We start from the raw sequence: 21,074 nt of genomic DNA, 5'->3' as shown, positions 1-21,074 counted from the left end.
ATGTCCAGTACTCTAAAAATTGAGCTATTTCAAATCTATCAAATTTTGCTATAAAAACAGAATTTTGACTTTATAAAGATTGGTAAAAAAGGTTAAGGCTTAAAAATCTGCTTTCCAACCTAAGCGAACTCCAGAAACTCCAGTATTGGTAAATGAATATTCTGCCCTCAATACAGTATTAAAATAAAAAACCATATCTATTCCTGCTCCTGCTCCCCAAAGCCATTGGTTAGGCAGTGTATTTGTTTCAAATGGGTTCATCAGTTGAGCATAACCTGTGTCAAAATATACTTTTGGATAAATTGCTACTGGAATTTTTGAAAATTGAGAAGGCATTTTGTTCATACGAAATGTGTTTTCAAAGATTTTGAAACGCATTGTATTTTTTAAGATAATATGTTGCTCACTTTCTGTAACATTATATTCAAATCCACGAATAACATCTCGCCCATGACCGATTCCACGTAAATTGGCATACGGTGTATTTTGAGCAAAAGTAAGTTTCATATTGGCAGTAGAGTGAAAAAAGAATTTTTTTGAAAGTGGTATAAACTTAGCAAACTCACTACGAGCTGTAAACAGACTAAAATCATTGTCTGCAATACCCAATCCTTGTTGTTGAATGGCAAATAAGAAATAATATCCTTTTAAAGGATAGTTGGCTCTGTCCCTCAAATCTCTAAAAAAATTATACTCCAGTTCTACATAACGCTGATTCGTTTTTCCTTCTCCAAAGAAGTTTCCATTGAGCTGTGCCACAGTATCTGCAATACTTTGAGTTCTGTATCCTACAAAAAAAGTATGACGGTCATAAAAACGGCTACGAGCTGTCAGAGAAAGCCCACTGTAAAATCTTGAGCTTAATACATTTCTTTCTGGTGTTTCTACAAAGCGAAGCGTATCACGGTCGGTAATGTAGCCTACATTTGTGTTTTCGGCATAGCCAACAGAAATATTTAACCCTAATGTTTGAGCTTTATTTATATAGGGAACAGAATATCGAAGGTCGTACTTGTTGGTAAAACCTGTTTGAAGCAAGATAGATAAGTTTTCGTTTCGTCCTCTAAAATTATTGTGTTTTACTCTAATTCCGTACTCTAGTCGTCTTAAATCTCGTCCTTGCTGATTCCACCAAACATTAAAATTTCGGTCGGCAAGTTCAATAAGGGGAATAGGATAGATATACCACTGTTCGGTAAGACTGATGATAATATCTAATTCTCCTTTTCTAAATTCTTCATAAAAAATATCTACCGTTACAAAAAGACGAGTATTAAAAATCTTGTTGGATTCTTGTTCTAAAATAGCCTCAATATCTTTTCTATGAATTTTATCTCCTTCTTTGATGGCAAGTTCTCTTAGAATAATTCTGTCTTTTGTCTTTTTATGACATTCTAAATGAATGCGAGAGACAGTTACACTATCACTAGAAAAATATGTGATTTCTTCACTAGGGGAAATGTTTGTATCTTTTTTAGACTTTGTTTGTGCGTTGCTTTCGAAACCTACTCCTACAAGTAAAACTAAGAAGGTAATTCCGAAATATATATATTTTGATAAGCGTAAAGGCATTTACAACTATTTATTTTTTTATTGTTGAAGCCAAATTATTTGACCTTATGTATTTGTGCTGTTCTATTTATAAACTCTATAATTTAATATAATGACCCTACAATATCCCATTTTGGTTGCATAAATTCAAAACCTTTTTTAATATTTTCTCGTTAAAGTGCTTTTTTAATAAAAATTAATGCAAAAAAAGTCCTATTCTGATAAAACGCTTTTGGTTTTGTCTAAAATAGGACTTTTAAATTCTTGACTTCAAAAAAATTATTCTGCTGATGTCTCTTCTGTACTTGTTTCAGTTGTAGCTTCAACTTCTTCTTTGGCAGTATTTTTTACTGGATAGTCTTGTCTCACACTAGAAACTTCTTTAGGAGCATACATTTTAGAATAAATATCTTTAGAACGATTGTTTATTCCTTCTGGGTCGTCGTACTGATTAGGCAACTGAGCAGGTTCAGCTTCTCTACTTACACCATAAATGCGCTCACTATCTAAGTTTTTTCCTTTGTTTGGTGCTGGCTGGTTGTGTTCGCCACAAGCTGTAAAGAAAACTAAAAGTGCAGCAAAAGCTAAAATAGTTTTGAATTGGTTTAACATAATTTGAATGATAAATTATTAATGATAAATGGTAAATGATAAGATAAAAACCATTTTCTTATTATAAAAGCATTGTGAACAAATAAGGTTGGAGGTTTATTCAAATTATCTTTCAAATACATCTTTTTGAATAGTCAAAATTACGCACCAAAAACCAAACTTAAAAATGAGAAAGGCGATTTAGAGCAAAAAATAGCAAAAAACACTTTTCTAAAAATTTTGTTAGATTAGTCTAACTTTATATATTTGCATAATCAAATATTTGATGTAGATAAATAAAACTACCTTTTCAAGAGGTATTTAAAGACAAACCAGATTAATTATAATGAAATTGAAATTTTTACTTATCAGCTTATTTTTTTTATTGAGTGGTTTTTCCACCTTACTTTTTGCTCAAAATAACACTTTACTAAAAGGAAAAGTAACCTTAGAAAACGAGATTTTTGGATTTGCTACTATCCAAATCAAGGAAAAAATAAATAATAAAATCGTCGGAACTACAACAGATAAAAACGGTACATACGAACTAAAAAATATTCCTTTTGGAAATTATACATTATTGGTTTCCTATCTAGGATTTGAAACACAAAGTAAAATAGTAGTGCTGAATGAAAAAAATCCAGTATTAGAAATAAATTTTGACTTAAAAGAATCTGTTTCAGAGCTTAGTCAGATTGTAGTTACAGCAACACGCACAGAAAAAAAACAAACGGATGCTGCTGTAATGGTAGATATTATAGATAGCAAAACCTTAGTAGGAACACAGTCTTGTAATTTGTCGGAAGGACTGAAATTTCAAGCAGGTCTAAGAGTAGAGACCGATTGTCAGACGTGTAATTATACACAGCTTCGTATGAATGGTTTGGCTGGTGGTTATTCACAGATTTTGATAAATGGTCGTCCTATTTTTAGCCCGTTGATGGGATTGTATGGAATGGAACAACTGCCTGTCAATATGATTGAGCGCATTGAAATTGTGCGTGGTGGAGGTTCAGTGTTGTACGGTTCTAGTGCAATTGGTGGTGTGGTAAATGTGATTACCAAATTTCCCAAAGAAAATAATTATGATTTGGCTTATACCTATCAAAACATAAATGGACAAAGCAACGACAACATCATTACTGGAAATGGAACAATTTTGAATAAAAAAGAAAATACAGGAGTTTCATTTTTTATCAACAATAGAAAGCGAGATTTTTACGACCACAATGAAGATAATTTTTCAGAACTTCCCAAGCTAGAAAACAATTCTTTTGGAGCGAATCTATTTTTTCGTCCTACTGAAAATCAAAAATTAGAAGTTAGTTTTAGTAGTATCAATGAATATCGTTTTGGAGGAGAAATGACAGACAAAACAGCACACCTAGCAGAGCAATCCGAAGAGCGAACACACAATGTTTTGGTAGGAAATATTGATTATCAAATCAATTTTAATGGAGGAAACTCTTCTTTTATATCATATTTAGCTGCTCAAAAAACCGATAGAAAGCATTACACAGGCATTATTCCAAACCAAAACGAAACAGAAGCCTATCAAAATCATTTGGAAAATCCTCCTTACGGAACATCTGATAATGCCACATATCAAGCAGGTTTTCAACTGAATCACAATCTTTCTGACTTTTTAGGGACAAGTAATATCCTAACTTTTGGAACAGAATACGTAACTGATGATGTTTTGGACATGATTGAAGCCTACAATTATGAAATTGACCAAACGACAAGAAACTTAGGAATTTTTCTTCAAAGCGACTGGCAAATTACCAATAAATTGAATCTGCTTTCTGGACTTAGAATGGACAAACACAATTTTGTTGAGAATCCTATTTTTAGTCCTCGCTTGTCGTTTTTGTATAAAATACAGCCACAAATGCAGCTTCGTGTGACGTGGAGTACAGGTTTTCGTGCGTCACAAGCCTTTGATGCTGATATGCACCTTGCTTTTGCAGGAGGAGGAATTTCAAGAATTAGTTTGGCAGAAAATCTAAAACAAGAGCGTTCGAATAGCTTTAGCACATCTTTGAACTATGACAAGGCAACAGAAAATTTCATTGCTGGTTTTACGTTAGAGGGATTTTATACAGATTTGAACAATGCTTTTTATTTAGCACCACTCGGAGAAGATGAGTTTGGCGAGCGTTTTGAAAAACGCAACGGACAGGGCGCAACTGTGCAGGGAATCACATTGGAAACTAGAGCAAATTACAACAAAAAAGTACAGTTAGAAGTAGGTTTTACGCTTCAGTCTAGTCTTTTTGATGAGCCAGTAGAAAATATTGAAGGATTAGAGCTTAAAAGAGAATTTTTAAGAACACCTAACGATTATGGCTTTGCCACACTTTCCATTACGCCAAACAATCGTTTTGCTATAAATATGAATGCTGTCTATACAGGAAAAATGCAGTTAGTACATTTCGCTGGTGCGCCAGAACAGGCAATAGACGAATACAAAACTTCTAATCCATTCACAGAATTTAGTTTCAAAACGAGTTATGATTTTCCTCTCAAAAATACAGATTCTAAGTTGCAATTTTTCGGAGGAATAAAAAATCTATTGAATGCCTATCAAGATGATTTTGATACTGGAAAAAATAGAGATAGCAATTATGTTTATGGAACGGCTGCGCCACGAATTTTTTTTGTAGGAATTAGAATAACGAATTAAATAGTTTGCCACTCTTTTTGTCTTTCTTTTTCCAATAGTTCTTTTACTTTTTCTTGAGCTTCTTCTTTACTTGCTACAATAAATACTGGACTAGGATAAGATTTTACTATAAAAATAGCTTTCAAGACAGTTCTTTGTAGAAAAGAAGGAGCTACAAAAATCGCTGCAATAGCTTTTTCTGCTATTTTTTCTTTTCTTTCTTCTAAATACTTTCCTTGCATAATTCTGTACTTGGCAGACAAGTAAGTAGCCTTAGATGTATCTACAATAGAGATATATCGCTTGGGTTGCTCTGAGAGTTTTGCCATTTCTTCTAAGTAAGCTACAAAGTTTTCATCAGTTGCATTTACGCCTGTGAATTCAATTTGTATGAGGGGAGGAAACTCTGAATAATCATAGATTCCAAAAGGTAGTTCTTGTTGTTCCATTTGTGCATTAAATTGTAATAATACGTTCTTCTATTTTTTTTATAGTTTCTGCTTCTATGCTGACAAAGAAAACTTGACTAGGATGTAATTTGATTAGAAAAGTAGATTCAAATGCTTTTCTTAGTGGCTTTCATTCTTGTGTTCATCTATTTGTTCTTTTTGTAAAAGTGTATTGATCCAAATAGTTGCTTCTTCATTTGTTTTACATACTTTCAATTCGCCAGGATAGGGCTTGATAATAAAAACAGCTTCTAAAAGCATTCTTTGTAACACAGAAGGTGCAATGATTGCCATTCCAATAGAGTATTTGGCTACATTGTCTTTATTTTCTTTTAACGCATTGCCCTGCATCACACGATATTTTGCTGCAACATACTTTGTGTCTGTTGCATCTAAAACAATAGCATACCGACCTCTTTCATATATTTTTCCAATCTCATCTACATAATTTCGAAAGTTTTCTTCTGTAATTTCTACATCGGTAAGTTTGATATGTACTAATGGAAAATCTGAATAATCGAAAATGGCATAAGGTTTTGAAATAGAAATCATAATGTGGATTATTTATTTTAAATACAAAAACTAGGTCAAACTCCTTGTAAATCAGCACAAACACTATTCATTTTTTCTGTTTCTGATTGAAGTAAAACAGTAAGACTATAAATGTCTTTTAGAGAAGTGTATATTTGTGTAGCTCTTTGATGTTTGCTTGCTACACTATTATTTTTAAATTCTCCTATCAGAATACTTTCAGATAAATAAGACTTTGCAGTGTCTGAAAGAGTTTTTCCAAAAGATAAATATTTTTCAATAAAATAGTCAAGTTTTTTATTGCTTTGTATGATTTTCTCTACCGAACTAAAAAGAGTTTTGGGAGCATTTTTTGTGTCGAATAACTCTAATTTTAATTCTATGATTGCCTTATAAAAATCTAGGTTGATGTTGGTGTTCTTATCTTGATTTACTCTTTTGCGCCATTTTTCTATGAAATCTAACTGACTTTGAAGATTTTCATGGCTTTTATCTTTTGTCATTGCTTCTGCCTCCTCAAAAATCCAATCTATTTCTTTTTCTGAAAGTTCATAATTATTATCTGCTGCATTTTCTTTTTCTACAAAATAAAGAATACGATTTATAGAAGAAGAATGAAGAAAAGGTTCTACAAAAACAGTACTATTGGGCTGTTGGATTTCCACTTGATGTTTAGCATACTTATAGATTTTTTCAAGATGAGTTTGAAGATGATAAATACTATTTTCTTGAATCCATTGCAAAAATAAAAAACAATATTTCTCTAAAATAGAATAGTTATTCAGCGAAAAAATAGCTGAATACTTTTCGTCTTTATGTATTTCAAAATCAGACTGATGTGTTTGTATAATCTGAAAAATGTGTTCTCTAACGCTGTTTTGATTGTGTTTTTGTATCCAAACTTTAAACTTTGTAGCCGAAGAGAGTGTAGAAACTTCCCAGTTAGACAAAATTCCCATTTGATAAAAACGAATAATCGTGCGTTCTACTGTTCGCTTTCTATCCACTTTCTGCAAAAATACTCTAAAATCTAAATCTGAAATTTCTACATCAGATACTTTAACAAAATCTGTTTGTTCTTGCTGATTAGCTAGACAGTATTTATCATAGAATTGCTTCATAAATTCTACTTCTTCTGTAACAGTTTCAGATTTGGCAGCCCATTCTAAAAAATGTCTGTACATATCACCACCCAACCAGCTTACGTCTCGGTTCATGTTGCGAATGTCAGAAAGGCGAGTAGTAGGCTTAAAGAGTTTGAGTAGTGTTTGCTCATCTTTTTCTTTCTGAAAAATAATGTATGTTTTGGCATTTTCCTTTTTTGTACGATTCGAAATATCTAAAATTTCTGTCATCGATTTTGGTAAGCCATACTGAATAATAAAATCCAGATTTTCTAAATTGATTTGAGAATTTAGTGCAGCAGTAGAAGCAACCAAAACATCTGGAGAAGTTTTGAGAGCGTGTCTCAAATAATTTCTCTTTTTGAAGTGAGTTTCTTTGTCATCGTGCGAACCTTGAGGAATTTCAACGGAATAAGGATAAACTTTACGTTTTAAGTCAAACTCTAAACGTTCTGAAAGTAAGTGAGAGCCTGTACTTCCATTTACTCCAGAAGTAAAAATGATTCCAGAATTTTTTTCATCTCCATTATTAATTTTTCTAAGCAATCCGACTAATGTAGAATAGATGTTTTCGGTTTCTATAAATTCAAAGTTTTGTGTTTTATTTTCTACAAAACTTGAGGCACTTACTGAAGAATAGAAATTATTTTCTGAAAGTTTGAATGTATTTTGAATAGTTTTATGGACAGAGTCGTCTAAAAAATGAGACAGAAATACAAAAGGTGTTTGATAAGAATCATTACAAAAATAGTTGTAATAAATTCGCTCTAGCGCAATATATTCCTCTTTGTGCTGTGGCGACCATTCTGAAAAGCGATGAATTTCGTCCACTAAAAAATATGCCCAGTCAATTTTGTTTTGATTTGTAACAAAGTCTTGAAATATTTTTGTGTTGAGTAAGTCTGCTGTCAAGATGAGTAGAAAAACTTTATTTGCTCTCACTAATTCTTGAACTTGTTCAATTTCTTGACTACTTATTTCAGAGTGCCAAACAGTAACTTTGTCTATCCCATTTTTTTCTAATTCTTCTTTTTTATCCAATGCAACTTCTGTAGAAGCACACACAAGTAAAGAAGGAGAATTTTGTAGCACTGAAAGCCAACCAAAAATTGAAATCGAATCGGTTTGCAAAGGCAAGTTTGCCAACACAGATTGTCCATTTAGGGCTTTGGCAAGTAAAATTTGAAGAAATGTGAGTTTATTGTTTTTGGCATTGTTAGAACAGTGTTGAAGTATAAATGCAGAGCGTTTTATATCTTCATTATTCTCAAAGTTCCATGTATAGAAATTATCTTTTGAGAACGAATGCGAAAAAATAGGCAATTGTTTGGAAAGAGGTTTTCCTTCGTCTGAATGATATGAAAAACGATAATTTTCAGCATAATCATTTCTGATTTTTATCCAATTTTTATTTTTTTCTGAATCTGTATAACGATGCAGAATGCTAAAATCTACCTTAACAGTGTCCTCAAACTTTTCTAATTCTGGTTCTGAAAAAGTAGTTTGTATAGAAATATTGGGAAAGCTGTAAGATAATTTAGGAAATAACTGTGCTATTATTTTTAAAACACTTTCTATCGCCAGTTTTATAATTTCTTTCGGAATTTGTTCTTTTTCCCTCATCAGAAAACTAGCTTTCCACGTCTTATCTTCTAATTTCCAAACTCCTCTCAAAAGAAGCTCTACTGTCAAGACTTGAATTCGAATAATGGCAGCTTTCCACCAAATTTGCTGAATAATACTTTCTCGTGGTTTATTGACAGCTGTTCTGCTCCACTCTCTAAGCGTGTTCGAAAAAATAGGCTTTTCTACTTGATGACGAGTCCACTCCATTTTTTCACGAATCAAATCAGTTTCCTCTATAATTTCTTCTGTGGTAAAACTGACAACATAAATCCCCTTTGAACGCAGTTTTTGTTCTATTTTTTGTTGTTTTTCTCGCTCAGTGGCAGAAGAAACTATCAAAATAGCAAGCTCTGCTATTGGCAAATAAAAACTTATGACAACGTCAGCTAATTCTTCATCTATTATTTTTTGTTGTAAAACTTCTGATAAAGGAGCATTTATCCAAAACAGAAGTTCTAAAAATCCCCATTCGGGCAGATAGTTGTGAAGTCGTTCACGTAAAAAAAGCTGCATTGCTTTTTCTTGCTCGCTTTTATTTTGTTGTTCTTCAAACTTCCACTTCGGAACATACTTATCTTTTTCGGAAACTTGTAAAGGAAGTAAGGGAACATAGTTTTCAGCTTGACTAGGCGAACTATCAAATTTTTCTGCCAATTCTGAAGGCAAAGACATTATTTTACTACGTTGTAGAAAGCGAAGCAACAGAGTAAATCTAGCCTTTTCTTCTCTATCAATTTTTTGAAAAGAAGGCAAATTTTGTATGACAAAATGATTGGTTGTGTGTGTGTAGCCAGCCGAGTAGTGTTCCATAGGATATGATTAGTAATTTCTAATGGAAAAATACTAATTAAAATCCTTTTAAGTAAATGAAGAGCTGAAAATTATAATTTAGTTTGTATTTAATCTTATGAATTTTTGGGCATAATGGTTCGCTCCTATGGAGCTAAGATGATATATTTCTCCAACTACTACCAATGGGTAGCCCTTACAGGGCTGATTTCTAACCTCGTTAGAGGTAAATCATTGGTAGAATGAAAAAAATAGTTTAAAATTATGAGTTCCATAGGAACGAGTCTTGAAATTTTAGAGCAATCCAAAATCAAAGATAAAGAGGTAGTTGATATGTGCTTTGTAATTAAAAAGAAATTCCAATAAAACCACCTCCCCAAACTTTGGTATTGACTGTTGAAGTAGAAAAATTACGATTAGTTGTTGTGGTATCTTCTACGAAAACATAAGGTGCGAAGTTCGTTCCATAGGTGTTAGTGTCAGCATTATAGATTTTTGAAACGGTAACATTAAGCGTTGGTGCAATGAAAATGCCTACTTGTTTGCTAAGTTGGTAATGAACTTTAAATTTGAGTTGATTTAAAAGGTTTAGATTATTTGTCCATCTTTTGCCTTCATTGAGATGGTATGCCATAAGCTCAAAGCCAGCGTGTAGTTTTTGGTTTTTTGTGATAGGAAAGCGAGTTCCTAAGCCTGCACCCAGTCCCCAACGAGCTTCATCGTCTATTTGGATTCCGACAGACAGAATTTGATAAAACTTATTTACTCCAATATTGTATGCAAATGCTGTATGAAAACCTTCACTTGTGCTAATATCAAACGAACGGTAGCCGTCTTTTATAAAGTTTATAAGTCCTATCGGTACGCCTGTTACGCTATCAGCAATATTGATAAGTCCGATTTGTGAGCCTTTTACCGTATCTGCTTTATTGATTACACCAATTTGAATACCTTTTACGTTTTTAGCTACATTTACTCCAGAAACCTGTGCGCCTTCTACATTTTTGCTTACCACATTGGCAAACCCTGCGCTTTGAAAGCCTTTAAAGTTTCCGTTCACTGCATTGACAAATCCTGCTGCTTGGAAGCCTACGAAATTTCCATTCACTACATTTAAAAATCCTGCTCCTTGAAAACCAGTGGTATGGCTACCGTTGATATTTGCAAAGCCTGCTCCTTGAAATGCAAAAACGCTATCTTTAGTAATATTAGCAAAGCCAGAAGCCTGAAAACCTGTTGTTTTCCCTCCCACAATATTCATAAATCCTGCTGCTTGAAAGCCTTTCATATTTTTTCTCAAAATATTGAGAAAACCTCCTGCTTCAAAACCTGTAACCGAACCGTTATAGCCTGCAAAAAGATTGAGAGACAAGCGATTGTTTTTTTGAGGACTTCTAGCTCCATTTGTTCCAATCGGATAAAACAAACTTATTTGCATCGGAATAGCATTTAATTTTTTATCCATCTCACTTTCTATATTTTCATCAGTGTTTTGAGTAGAATCATTTTGTACGATTTGAGTAGAATCTAAAACGGTATTTTCTATTATATTTTTTAAAGAATCTATTTTACTATTTTCTAAGCTATCTAATATATTATTTTTTTCAACTAGCTCTACTTCATTTTTTTCAATCTCACTCTTTTTTGTAGAAACAGTTGCTTGATTTTTGTCTTTTTTATCAATAACTAAAGGCTCTTTGGGTAGCGATGCAATTTGAGGTTTTTCTTCTTGTTTGTCTGTTTCGGCTAGGCTAGATTGTGCTTGAATTACAATTTGTCCATTTATCAAACGAAACTGAATATGTGTGTATTTATCGCTGGCAGCTTCAAAAATTTGAGTGAGGGCATCTTTTAAAGGAAGATTTGAAACAGTCGTCGAAATTCTTTTTTGAAGAGGAAGACGAGAATTACTATACGAAAAACGAACATTGTATTTCTTTGAAATATCAGTAAGGATATTTTCTAAGGTTTTGTTTTGAACTGTTAGCGTAACAGATTGCTCTAAAATTCTTGAATTATTTTGAGCCAAAATATTATTTTGAGTTCCGAAATAAAGGCAAAGAAAAGCAAGTATGAAAAGAATTTGATTTTTCATTGTTTTAAAATATGTAGCACACACTTTTAGTGTGTGAATGTTAAGAGATATTTTCAGCAGACCCTAAGGTTTTTCAAAAACTCTTAGGGTCTAAATTTTTTACCTACATCCAGAGCCTGAAAGCAGGTAGGTAGTAGAATCAGATTTTCTTATTTGCAGATTTGCTCCAAATGAAAGCGTTTCCAAAACATCATTCAAAGGTGTTTGGTCAAATGTTCCTGTAAAACGACATTCTTTTAAGTTAGGGTTTTCCAACTTTAGACGAATATTGTAATAACTTTCTACTTTACTAACAACTTCCTGCATTTGCATATTTTCAAAAACTAAGCGATGATTGAGCCACGCCAAATAATTGACATCGTCGTTTTTCTCTAGTTTTGCCAACATAGAAACAGAATCTGGACGATTTGCAGTTGCATCATATAAAATTCCTTTTTCGCCTTTTGTCAGTAAAATAGATTGTTGTTTGTCTGATTTATGGGAAATGTTATTTTTAAAATTAACTTTTCCAGAAGCTACCGTAACTTCAATTTTTTCTTTTGTTGGATTGATATTAAAAGATGTTCCCAAAACTTCTACTTCTGCTTTTCCTTCCACATCAATTGTAAAAGGGTGTTTTTCATCTCTAGCAATATCAAAAAATGCTTCTCCAGTCAGTTTAAGATTTCGTTTTTGAGTAGATTCAAACTTTCCAAAATCAGAGTTATAAGCAATCGTTGCGTTTTTATTGAGCCAAATCTTTGAACCATCTGGTAAAACGAGTGGTGTATCAGAATGTTGATGTACAATAATTTGATTATCTAACGAATTATCTGAAACAGAAACACTAGAGTTTATCCACCAACCCAATCCCAAGCCAATTACTAAGGCAGCAGCAATTTTTCCAATTTCTCTAAAGATAGAAACTGATTTTGCTTTCTTATTTTCAGCAGGAGAAGGTTTAACCCATTCTTTTTGAGTTGTTTGTTGAACGTCTTTTTGAGCTTCGTATTCTTGAATTTTTTTACTCAATACTTGCCAACCTTTTTCTATATTGGGAGAATATTCTTCACTCATTCTGTTTCCAAAACGTTCACTTTCTTCCCACAAACGAGCATAATTTTGAAACTCTTTTTCAAAAAAAGGAATTTCTTTACGCCATTTCTCTACTTGTATTTTTTGTTCTTCGTTTAGCTCACTAGGTTCTTTAGAAATGTATCTTGCAATATATTCTATTTGCTGGTCTGTTAGCTTTATATTCTCCTTACTCATAAAGTTTTTTTCATAAAAGGAATTTTTCCTAATCCTAAACGATAGCTATATGCCTCGTTTACGGTTAATAAAAAATAATATTACCATGTTTTTGATAATATGACGCAGCAAAAATAGCTTACCCCTATGGTTTTTGAAAAAAAAATAGATTTTTATCGAAATTCAGCAACAGTTTCTATCATTTGGGGAATACGATTGGGAAAATCTGTAATAATACTATCAACTCCCCAGTTTTTGAGTTGCTGCATTTTTTTGGTGTCATTAACTGTCCAAGTAAAAACTTTTAAACCAAGCTTATGCAGTTCTTGTATTTTTTTCTTCGTCAAGAGTCTGTAGTACGGTACATATACGTTTGGCATAAATTGGAGTTTTGATAAATTTTCTTCCAAGCTAAATTTATTTTCTACCAAAAAACCAATCTGAAATTTCGTTTCTATATTTTGGGTTTGTCTGTGAAGTTCATTCAAAATATTAACATCAAAAGATTCTACCAGTAATCTATCTTTTATGGTATCAAAAAAAGAATAGCTTGTAATTTCTGTAATAAATAACCTTACCATTTCAGCAGGCAGAGGCTGCATAAATCCATACCACGCCATATCTGATTTTATTTCTAGTGTATAAAATGGTTTTTCTAAGTCATTCTCCAAAACGTATTTTTCAATTTCTTCAAAAAACGTTTTCATCAGTGGTTTGATGGCTGGCTGTGGTGTTTGTTCTGGGTAGCGAATATGTCCACGTTTTCCACAATCATATTTTTTGATGGTTTCATAATCCATTCTATAAATGTTATGATGGAGTTTGTCTTTTCTCAAAATAGGCTCTCCGTTGGGTTTGGAACAAAACTCGTGAGAAAAATAAGGCTCGTGTGAGAGTAAAAACTGATTTTCTCCTGTCAAGACAATATCAAATTCTAATCCTTGTACACCATTTTGAAGTGCTTTTATAAAAGAAATAATCGTATTTTCTGGAGCTAATCCTCGTGCGCCTCTGTGTCCTTGAAAGCTAGTTTGTGTGGTGTGAATAGTCATAATTGATAAGTATTTTTTTAGGTTAGGTAATTTTAAGATACATTTGTGAAAGTAAAAGAAAAAATATCGCTTAAACTTGTATTGCAAATGAATTTTTTAAAAATAATCTTATTTTTTATTGTTTTACTCACTTTTAGTCTTTCTAGTTGTATAGAAAAAAAATCGGAACAGACTTCTGAAACAGCTCAAAATTCCTCAAAAAAACTAGAAATTGTCTGTACAACAGGAATGATAGCCGACCTTGTACAAAATATTGTTGGAGGTTCTGCCAATGTGGTGGCACTTATGGGAGTGGGTGTCGACCCACATTTGTATAAGGCTACTCAAAACGATGTAAGCCGTTTGACAGAAGCAGACATGATTTTTTATAATGGACTTCATTTAGAAGGGAAAATGGGCGAAGTCTTAGAAAAATTTGCTTCTGAAAAGTCTGTGGTAGCCTTAGGAGAGGCAATAGACAAATCTAAACTCAGAGAAGTAGGACAAAATACGTACGACCCTCATATTTGGATGAGTGTAGAGCTTTGGAAACAGACAATTCCTTTAGTTGTAAAAGAATTGTCGAAAAAGCAACCTGATAATGCAGAATATTTTGAAAAACAAAGTGATTCATATATTCAAAAACTAGAATCTCTACACGAGAAGGTAAAAAAACAGATTTTAGAAATTCCTCAAAATCAGCGTGTTTTGATAACTTCACACGATGCGTTTTATTATTTTGGAAAGGAATATGAAATGGAAGTAAAGGCATTGCAAGGCATTTCGACAGCTTCAGAAGCAGGCATTTCAGATATGAACAATTTGGTTAATTTTATTGTAGAACAAAAAATAAAAGCCATTTTTGTAGAAAGTTCGATTTCCCCACAGGCTATAAATGCCGTATTGGAAGGAGCAAAAAATAAAGGTGCAAGAGTAGAACTAGGAGGGACTTTGTATGCCGATGCCATGGGAGAAGCTAATACTCCACAAGGTAATTATATCGGAATGATAGAGTTTAATGTAAATACTATGCTTGAGGCTTTGAAATAATTTCTTATTGTTTGTCTTTTGGTTTCCAAAATTCTAATCTATACACTTGTGCTGTAAAGGGCATTGCCAAATTTATCGTATCTTTTTTGAGATAATACTTTTCTATACTCCTGTTATCAGAAACAATAGAAGAACCTTTTTCCATTACAATCAAATCAAAATTTTGATGTGTGATATTGCTATCAATTTCTACATAAAACTGTTTGGTAACTGCTTCCACTTCTTTATATCTTGGGAAAATAGATTTTAAACTTGAAGATTTTACATCAGAAATATACATAAACTGTTTTGATAAACCTTGAAAATATACTTTATTATCATTTTCTTTTATCAAATTGGCAACAACAGGAGAGCCTATCACATGATTGCTATTCTTGATATATTGCTCTGCAATTTTCCATTGTTTTTTTTCATCTTCTGAAAGTTTAGGAGAATACATTAGCTTTTGTACGCTCCATAAATTTGATACAATGAGAAGTAGCCCAACAGGGATTATTAATTTGTTTCCTACTTTGTATAAAAACATTAAAGCAAACAAAATAAGGAAGGGGGTAGTATGAGTAAAGTAATAAGTAAGAAAAGCACCATCATTTTTTCCTAGAAAAATTGATACAATCAGAAACATTACAAAAAACACATACACAATCAATGCATTCTCATAAGAAATATTCATCTTGAATACTCCTTTCTCTAAACTAACAAAATCAAAAGATATTTTATAATTGGTAAAATGCTTCTTTTTATATGCTAAAAACAATAAGCTAGAAAAGCTAGTAAGTACAGATAAGAAAAGGAATTTATTTACATAAAAAAAAGTCAGAATTTGTTTTATTACATATGCCCAACTTCCTTCAGTAGCATAATTGAGAAATGAGAGAACTGTCAAGTAAAAAAATAATGGATAAAAATGACTAACAACATAAATAGAGATAGCGAAACTAACAAGAAAAACAGATGTATAAATTAAACCTTTCTTTTTTGAAATGAATAAAAATACAAAGCTACCCATACTAACTACTCCTAAAATAAAGTAGGACTTTGTATAAAATGCGAGTAATCCCAATAAAATACTACTAAAAAGACTCTTTGAAGAATAGTTGTATCTTACAGGAACATAGATAGAGGTAAGCATAAAAAATAAACCCCAAGAGTCAGGTCTATTGAGAGGCAAAACATTGTAGTAAAAACTAATATATAATGTAAGTGTGGCTGCAAAAGCTACAAGTAAAGGAATATTCAATCTTACAAGCCAAAGGATAATTATCATACAACTTAGTACAATGCCAATAAAAGTAACTATCCGATGGGTTATTAGAGTGCTTCCAAAAAAATATGCAAAAGGGTAGGCTATAAAGTTTTGTATTATTCCATATGCTTGGGCATATTCTGGTTGATTTTCAATTCTATAAGGGTTTTCATTTTCTAACAATAATTTGGTAGCAAGAGTAGTAACAGCTTCTCTATATTCTTGTTGGTAAGGAGAGAAAATGAGAGTGTAATAGTCATATGAAGTTTTTGTAAAAAAATAAACACTTCCTATAATTAAAATGAACATAGATACTTTATTAGCTATAGATATTATACGTTCTTTATTCATATATATAAGAGTATTATTAGCTTATGTTATTTGTTTTGAATTTTAATTTCAAAAATAGTTAAGAAGAATGGGTTATCAAACTCAATTTTTAAAAACTATACTATAAAGATAAAATAGGGTTCAATAAACCCACAAGAAAACACTACCTTTGCAACCACAAAATAGAAAAAACAAAAGAATAATATCATAAAATGGCAGCTATCAATCTTATTTCAGGCGAGCATCTTTCCAAAACATATGGAGACAGATTTCTATTCAAAGATTTGAATTTTGGAATCTCACAGGGCGAAAAAGTAGCATTAGTAGGAAGAAATGGAGCAGGAAAATCTACACTTTTAAAAATATTGGCGAAAGTAAATGCGCCAGACAAAGGAGATGTAAGTTTGCGTCAAGGCGTGAGGGTTGGTTATTTGGCGCAAGACCCAGACTTGCCAGAAAACAAAACGATATGGGAAGCCATCGTACAAGCTGATAGTGCTGTTATTACTGCTATTCGAAGGTATGAAAATGCTATTTTGCCTGAAAATATAGACAATACAGAAGCTATGGAAAAGGCAATGGGCGAGATGGAACGCCTAGATGCGTGGGCGTATGATGCCAAAATCAAAGAAATTACGTCAAAATTAGGTTTAGACGATACACAAAAAACGATTGCAGAGCTTTCTGGTGGGCAGAAAAAACGTGTAGCACTAGCCAAACTTCTCTTAGACGAACCCGATTTGTGGCTTTTAGATGAGCCTACCAACCACTTAGATTTGGCAACTATTGAATGGCTAGAAAACTATTGGGCTTCTGCCAGTACAACCCTACTTCTCATTACTCACGATAGATATTTCTTAGATAAAATCTGTAATCGTATTTTTGAGCTGGATAATGGACATATTTATCGCTATGAAGCTAATTATGCACAGTTTTTAGAATTAAAGTCTGAACGAATTGCACAGGCACACACAGAGGCAGACAAAGCCCACCAACACATGAAAAAAGAGTTGGAATGGATAAGAAGACAGCCAAAAGCAAGAGGAACAAAAGCAAAATATAGAGTAGAAGCCTTTGAAGATGTAAAACAGAAAGCTCATAACCGTCCAGATGAGCAGAAAATGAATATTGAGTTTGGAGCAAAGCGTCAAGGTAAGAAAATCATAGAACTACACGATGTTGGTTTTGAATATGCAACAGATAAGGGAACTCAAACCATTCTAAAAAAATTTAATTATAAGTTTGTCAGAGGCGAGCGTATTGGAATTATTGGGAAAAATGGCGCAGGAAAATCAACGTTCTTATCGCTCTTGACAGGAGAAATAGAGCCACAAAAAGGTCGCATCGAAAAGGGTGAAAATACTCATTTTGGTTATTATACACAGATGCCCCCTACCTTTGATGATTCTATGCGTGTGATTGAGGTTATTCAACAGATTGGAGAAATGGCGACAGTTTCTGAGGGGCATCAAGTTTCGGCTTCTCAACTTCTCACACAGTTCAATTTCCCACCTGCACAGCAATACAAAAATGTAGGAACACTTTCTGGAGGAGAAAAAAGACGTTTGCAGCTTTTACAGATTCTTATCAAGATGCCAAATTTTTTAATCCTTGATGAGCCTACCAACGATTTGGATTTACAGACACTCTCTGTTTTGGAAGAATTTTTATCTAATTATGGTGGATGTTTGATTTTGGTTTCGCACGATAGATATTTCTTAGATAATTTGGTAGAACATCTTTTTGTATTTGAAGGAGAAGGAAAAATCAGAGATTTTAATGGAAACTACACTGATTATAGAGAAGAAGAAGCCGAAAAATTAAAAGAAGCTCAAAATCAAACTAAAAAAAATACGCAAGTAGCAACTTCAAATAAGGTAAAGACAACTTCTAACAAACTAACTTTTAAAGAAAAACAGGAGTTGGAAACTTTAGAAAAAGATATTGAAAAACTGACTTTACAAAAAGAGGAAATCGTAGAGCTAATGAATAGTGGAGAAACCGATTATGACAAAATTTCTAAGTGGAGTTCTGAAATGGAAACTATTGTAAATTCATTAGATGAGAAAGAAATGCGTTGGTTAGAGCTTTCTGAAAAAGAGTAAAATAAATTGATAATTACAGTATTTCTCTTTTATCTCTTTCAACTCTGTGGTTTAGAAACCAAACATATTTTGAACTAGAAAACATTAAAAAAAAGATTCACTTTGAATACATTTGGACATATTTTTAGAATCACCACTTTTGGAGAGTCACATGGAAAAGGCATTGGAGTTACTATTGATGGCTGTCCTGCTGGAATTGAAATAGATGTAGATTTTTTGGCAAATGAAATGAAACGCCGAAAACCAGGGCAATCCAAAATTACGACACCACGCAAAGAAAAAGACGAATTACAAATCCTTTCAGGAATTTTTGAAGGCAAAACGACAGGTACTCCTTTGGCTATATTTATTCCTAACCAAGACCAAAACAGTAAAGATTACTCCCACATAGCAGATAAGTTTCGTCCTTCTCACGCAGATTATACCTATCAACAAAAATACGGCAACCGAGATTATAGAGGAGGTGGCAGAAGCTCTGCACGAGAAACAGCAGCACGAGTGGCAGCAGGAGCAGTAGCCAAACTATTTTTAAAATCAAAAGGAATTACTATTCAAGGCTATGTTTCTGGAGTGGGAAATATTACGTTAGAAAAAAGCTATTCAGAATTAGATTTTTCTAAGTACAATGAAGGAAAAGAAAATATTATTCGTTGCCCAGATGAAGGAACGGCTCAAAAAATGATTGATTTGATAGAACAAGTCAAAAATGAAGGCGATACGATTGGTGGGGTGGTTTCTTGTGTGTTGCAAGGTGTTCCTGTGGGATTGGGAGAGCCTGTCTTTGATAAACTTCACGCAGAACTTGGAAAAGCAATGCTAAGTATAAATGCCGTTAAAGGTTTTGAATATGGAAGTGGCTTTGAAGGCGTAAAACTAAAAGGCTCTGAGCATAACGACGAATTTTATACAGATGAAAATGGCAGAGTGCGTACTAAAACCAATCATTCTGGAGGCATACAAGGAGGAATAAGCAATGGCGAAGATATTTATTTTAAGGTGGCTTTTAAGCCAGTCGCTACACTAATGCAAGACCAAAAGAGTGTTGATAAAGAGGGAAATACAGTTACTGTTTCTGGAAAAGGAAGACACGACCCTTGTGTTGTGCCTAGAGCTGTGCCAATTGTAGAAGCAATGGCTGCACTTGTAATAGCTGATTTTTATTTGCGTCAAAAGACTAATGAAATCTTTTAAACGAGTTGGTAAGGAAAAGGCATGCCTTTTCCTTACTCTTTTCATTATTCCTCTTCCTCTAAAAGTTCTTCTGCAATAGTTCTAAAATAACCTTCTAATTCAGCAGGGTTACGAGGATGTTGGCGTTCTAGTTTTAGGCGAGTAGATTTTTCTCTTGATTCGATAAGCACGTCAGTTACATACTCCAAAATATCAAAAGCCTCTTCTGCCATAGCATTTTCTCTGTCTAAAGTAGGATTTACTTCTACCATTTCCCAAGCACAGACTTTGTCATTACTTATCAAAAGGGCATTTAGCTCTTTGGCTTGTTCAACGGTAAGTCCGTTCTCAACAGGTGTTCCTGTTCCTTCTGAAATATGAGGGTCAAGACTATCTACATCAAAGGAAACATAAATCAAATCACATTCTTCTAAGAGATGTAATATTTCTTCTGAAATTTGTTCTACTCCTTTGTTTTTTACTTCTGATGTAAGAAAATTGCGAATACCGTACTTATTCATCAAAAATTTCTCTTCATCTTCTACATCTCTAACCGAAACAAAAACAATATCTTTTGGCAAGACATTTTGTCCATTCCCTCCAACGTGCTTCAACTTATTCCACCACTTTATAGTGTCTTTGTGTGGGTCATTACGGCGAGATTCTGTATTGTCTTCTCCTGTGGCAATAGCAAGAGGCATTCCGTGAATGTTTCCAGACGGACTTGTATAAGGTGAGTGCAAATCTGCGTGTGCATCTACCCAAACTACACCAATTCTTTTTTTAGGGTAGGCAAGTTTTATACCTGCAATAGAACCTGCTGCCGTGGAGTGGTCTCCAGCTAAAATAAGAGGAAAATAACCATCTTCAATTGCATCTCTAACAGCGTCAGAGGTTCTGCGTTCTACTTTATAGACCGAATCTATATGTTTGGCGTGAGCATAAGGACTTGGTTCAAAAAGTGCATCGTTTTCAGTTTCTACTTCCGTTACGTCAAAACGAATAAAATAATCACTTCCTTTGTCTAAACAAGCTGTTTTTAAGGCATCTACCCCCAAACTTGCCCCTCGTGTTCCTGCGCCTAGTTCTGAGCGTACTTCAATCAGTTTTATAAAATCCATGTATGTGTATTGATATTGTATTGGTAAAGTTTATTTTTTGTTTCTATTGTTTTAACAAGCTATTAAAAAACAGAAATCTAAAAGGTCGGAAATATAGGAAATTCAGACACAAAAAGCTATTTCTACTTTGGTAATCTTTTAAAGAATGTTTCCAATAACAATAATTAGAAAGAAAGTTGTCGTAGTATTTTGTAAGATGTCATTATATCTATGTGTTATTTTTTTATCAGTTTCTAAGTAATTATTCAATTAAATATGTACCTTTGCATTAAATAAAAAAAACTCCCCTACCCTATTTTCTAAATTTTAACAAACCAGAATTATCTATAATTATAAATTACAGTTTCCACAATTCCCCAAAATTGTAATC

14 protein-coding genes are annotated in these 21,074 nt (G+C 33.0%); 4 read left to right on the top strand and 10 right to left on the bottom strand.

Annotated features, from left to right (window positions below; all coding sequences use genetic code 11):
• Positions 1-99 precede the first annotated feature (99 nt).
• Both QZ659_RS17005 and QZ659_RS17000 read right to left on the bottom strand, forming a co-directional pair.
• Complete coding sequence (locus tag QZ659_RS17005; protein WP_291727657.1) at positions 100-1,572, bottom strand: POTRA domain-containing protein; 1,473 nt, start codon at positions 1,570-1,572, stop codon at positions 100-102.
• Positions 1,573-1,830: 258 nt separating this feature from the next.
• Positions 1,831-2,163 carry a hypothetical protein gene (locus QZ659_RS17000; RefSeq protein ID WP_291727655.1) on the bottom strand — a complete coding sequence of 111 codons (333 nt, stop codon included), beginning with the start codon at positions 2,161-2,163 and terminating at the stop codon, positions 1,831-1,833.
• A 325-nt stretch (positions 2,164-2,488) separates the two neighbouring features.
• On the opposite strand from QZ659_RS17000, the gene QZ659_RS16995 reads away from it, so the two are divergent.
• Positions 2,489-4,828 (top strand): TonB-dependent receptor, encoded by a 2,340-nt coding sequence (locus QZ659_RS16995; protein WP_291727653.1) that lies wholly within the window; start codon positions 2,489-2,491, stop codon positions 4,826-4,828.
• On the opposite strand, the gene QZ659_RS16990 is transcribed toward QZ659_RS16995, so the two are convergent.
• The 6 genes from QZ659_RS16990 to QZ659_RS16965 form a co-directional block, all read right to left on the bottom strand.
• Entirely contained in the window at positions 4,825-5,256 is a 432-nt protein-coding gene (locus tag QZ659_RS16990; protein WP_291727651.1) for a hypothetical protein, read from the bottom strand. The genes QZ659_RS16995 and QZ659_RS16990 overlap by 4 nt on opposite strands.
• Positions 5,257-5,376: 120 nt before the next feature.
• Positions 5,377-5,808, bottom strand: a complete 432-nt coding sequence (locus QZ659_RS16985; protein ID WP_291727649.1) for a hypothetical protein — start codon at positions 5,806-5,808, stop codon at positions 5,377-5,379.
• A 35-nt stretch (positions 5,809-5,843) separates the two neighbouring features.
• Entirely contained in the window at positions 5,844-9,347 is a 3,504-nt protein-coding gene (locus QZ659_RS16980; protein WP_291727647.1) for a hypothetical protein, read from the bottom strand.
• A 325-nt stretch (positions 9,348-9,672) separates the two neighbouring features.
• Positions 9,673-11,421 carry a DUF4974 domain-containing protein gene (locus QZ659_RS16975; RefSeq protein ID WP_291727645.1) on the bottom strand — a complete coding sequence of 583 codons (1,749 nt, stop codon included), beginning with the start codon at positions 11,419-11,421 and terminating at the stop codon, positions 9,673-9,675.
• Positions 11,422-11,520: 99 nt separating this feature from the next.
• Complete coding sequence (locus QZ659_RS16970) at positions 11,521-12,672, bottom strand: FecR family protein (protein WP_291727643.1); 1,152 nt, start codon at positions 12,670-12,672, stop codon at positions 11,521-11,523.
• Positions 12,673-12,824: 152 nt separating this feature from the next.
• A complete protein-coding gene (locus tag QZ659_RS16965; RefSeq protein ID WP_291727641.1) occupies positions 12,825-13,703 on the bottom strand; it encodes a glycerophosphodiester phosphodiesterase family protein in 879 nt (292 codons plus the stop codon).
• 87 nt (positions 13,704-13,790) lie between these two features.
• On the opposite strand from QZ659_RS16965, the gene QZ659_RS16960 reads away from it, so the two are divergent.
• Positions 13,791-14,732, top strand: a complete 942-nt coding sequence (locus QZ659_RS16960) for a metal ABC transporter solute-binding protein, Zn/Mn family (RefSeq protein WP_291727639.1) — start codon at positions 13,791-13,793, stop codon at positions 14,730-14,732.
• A 4-nt stretch (positions 14,733-14,736) separates the two neighbouring features.
• Here QZ659_RS16960 and QZ659_RS16955 read toward each other — a convergent pair whose 3' ends face one another.
• Positions 14,737-16,287, bottom strand: a complete 1,551-nt coding sequence (locus QZ659_RS16955) for an ArnT family glycosyltransferase (RefSeq protein WP_291727637.1) — start codon at positions 16,285-16,287, stop codon at positions 14,737-14,739.
• A gap of 233 nt (positions 16,288-16,520) precedes the next feature.
• Here QZ659_RS16955 and QZ659_RS16950 point away from each other — a divergent pair, with 233 nt between their 5' ends.
• Complete coding sequence (locus tag QZ659_RS16950; protein ID WP_291727635.1) at positions 16,521-18,413, top strand: ABC-F family ATP-binding cassette domain-containing protein; 1,893 nt, start codon at positions 16,521-16,523, stop codon at positions 18,411-18,413.
• Between the two features lie 102 nt (positions 18,414-18,515).
• Positions 18,516-19,604 (top strand): chorismate synthase, encoded by a 1,089-nt coding sequence (aroC, locus tag QZ659_RS16945; RefSeq protein ID WP_291727633.1) that lies wholly within the window; start codon positions 18,516-18,518, stop codon positions 19,602-19,604.
• Positions 19,605-19,648: 44 nt separating this feature from the next.
• On the opposite strand, the gene rocF is transcribed toward aroC, so the two are convergent.
• Entirely contained in the window at positions 19,649-20,704 is a 1,056-nt protein-coding gene (gene rocF, locus QZ659_RS16940) for an arginase (RefSeq protein ID WP_291727631.1), read from the bottom strand.
• Positions 20,705-21,074: the final 370 nt, after the last annotated feature.

The organism is Bernardetia sp. (genome assembly GCF_020630935.1).
Taxonomy (GTDB): Bacteria; Bacteroidota; Bacteroidia; order Cytophagales; family Bernardetiaceae; genus Bernardetia.
The sequence above is the reverse complement of the archived record's forward strand: the minus strand, read 5'-3'. Positions and strand labels throughout refer to the sequence as shown.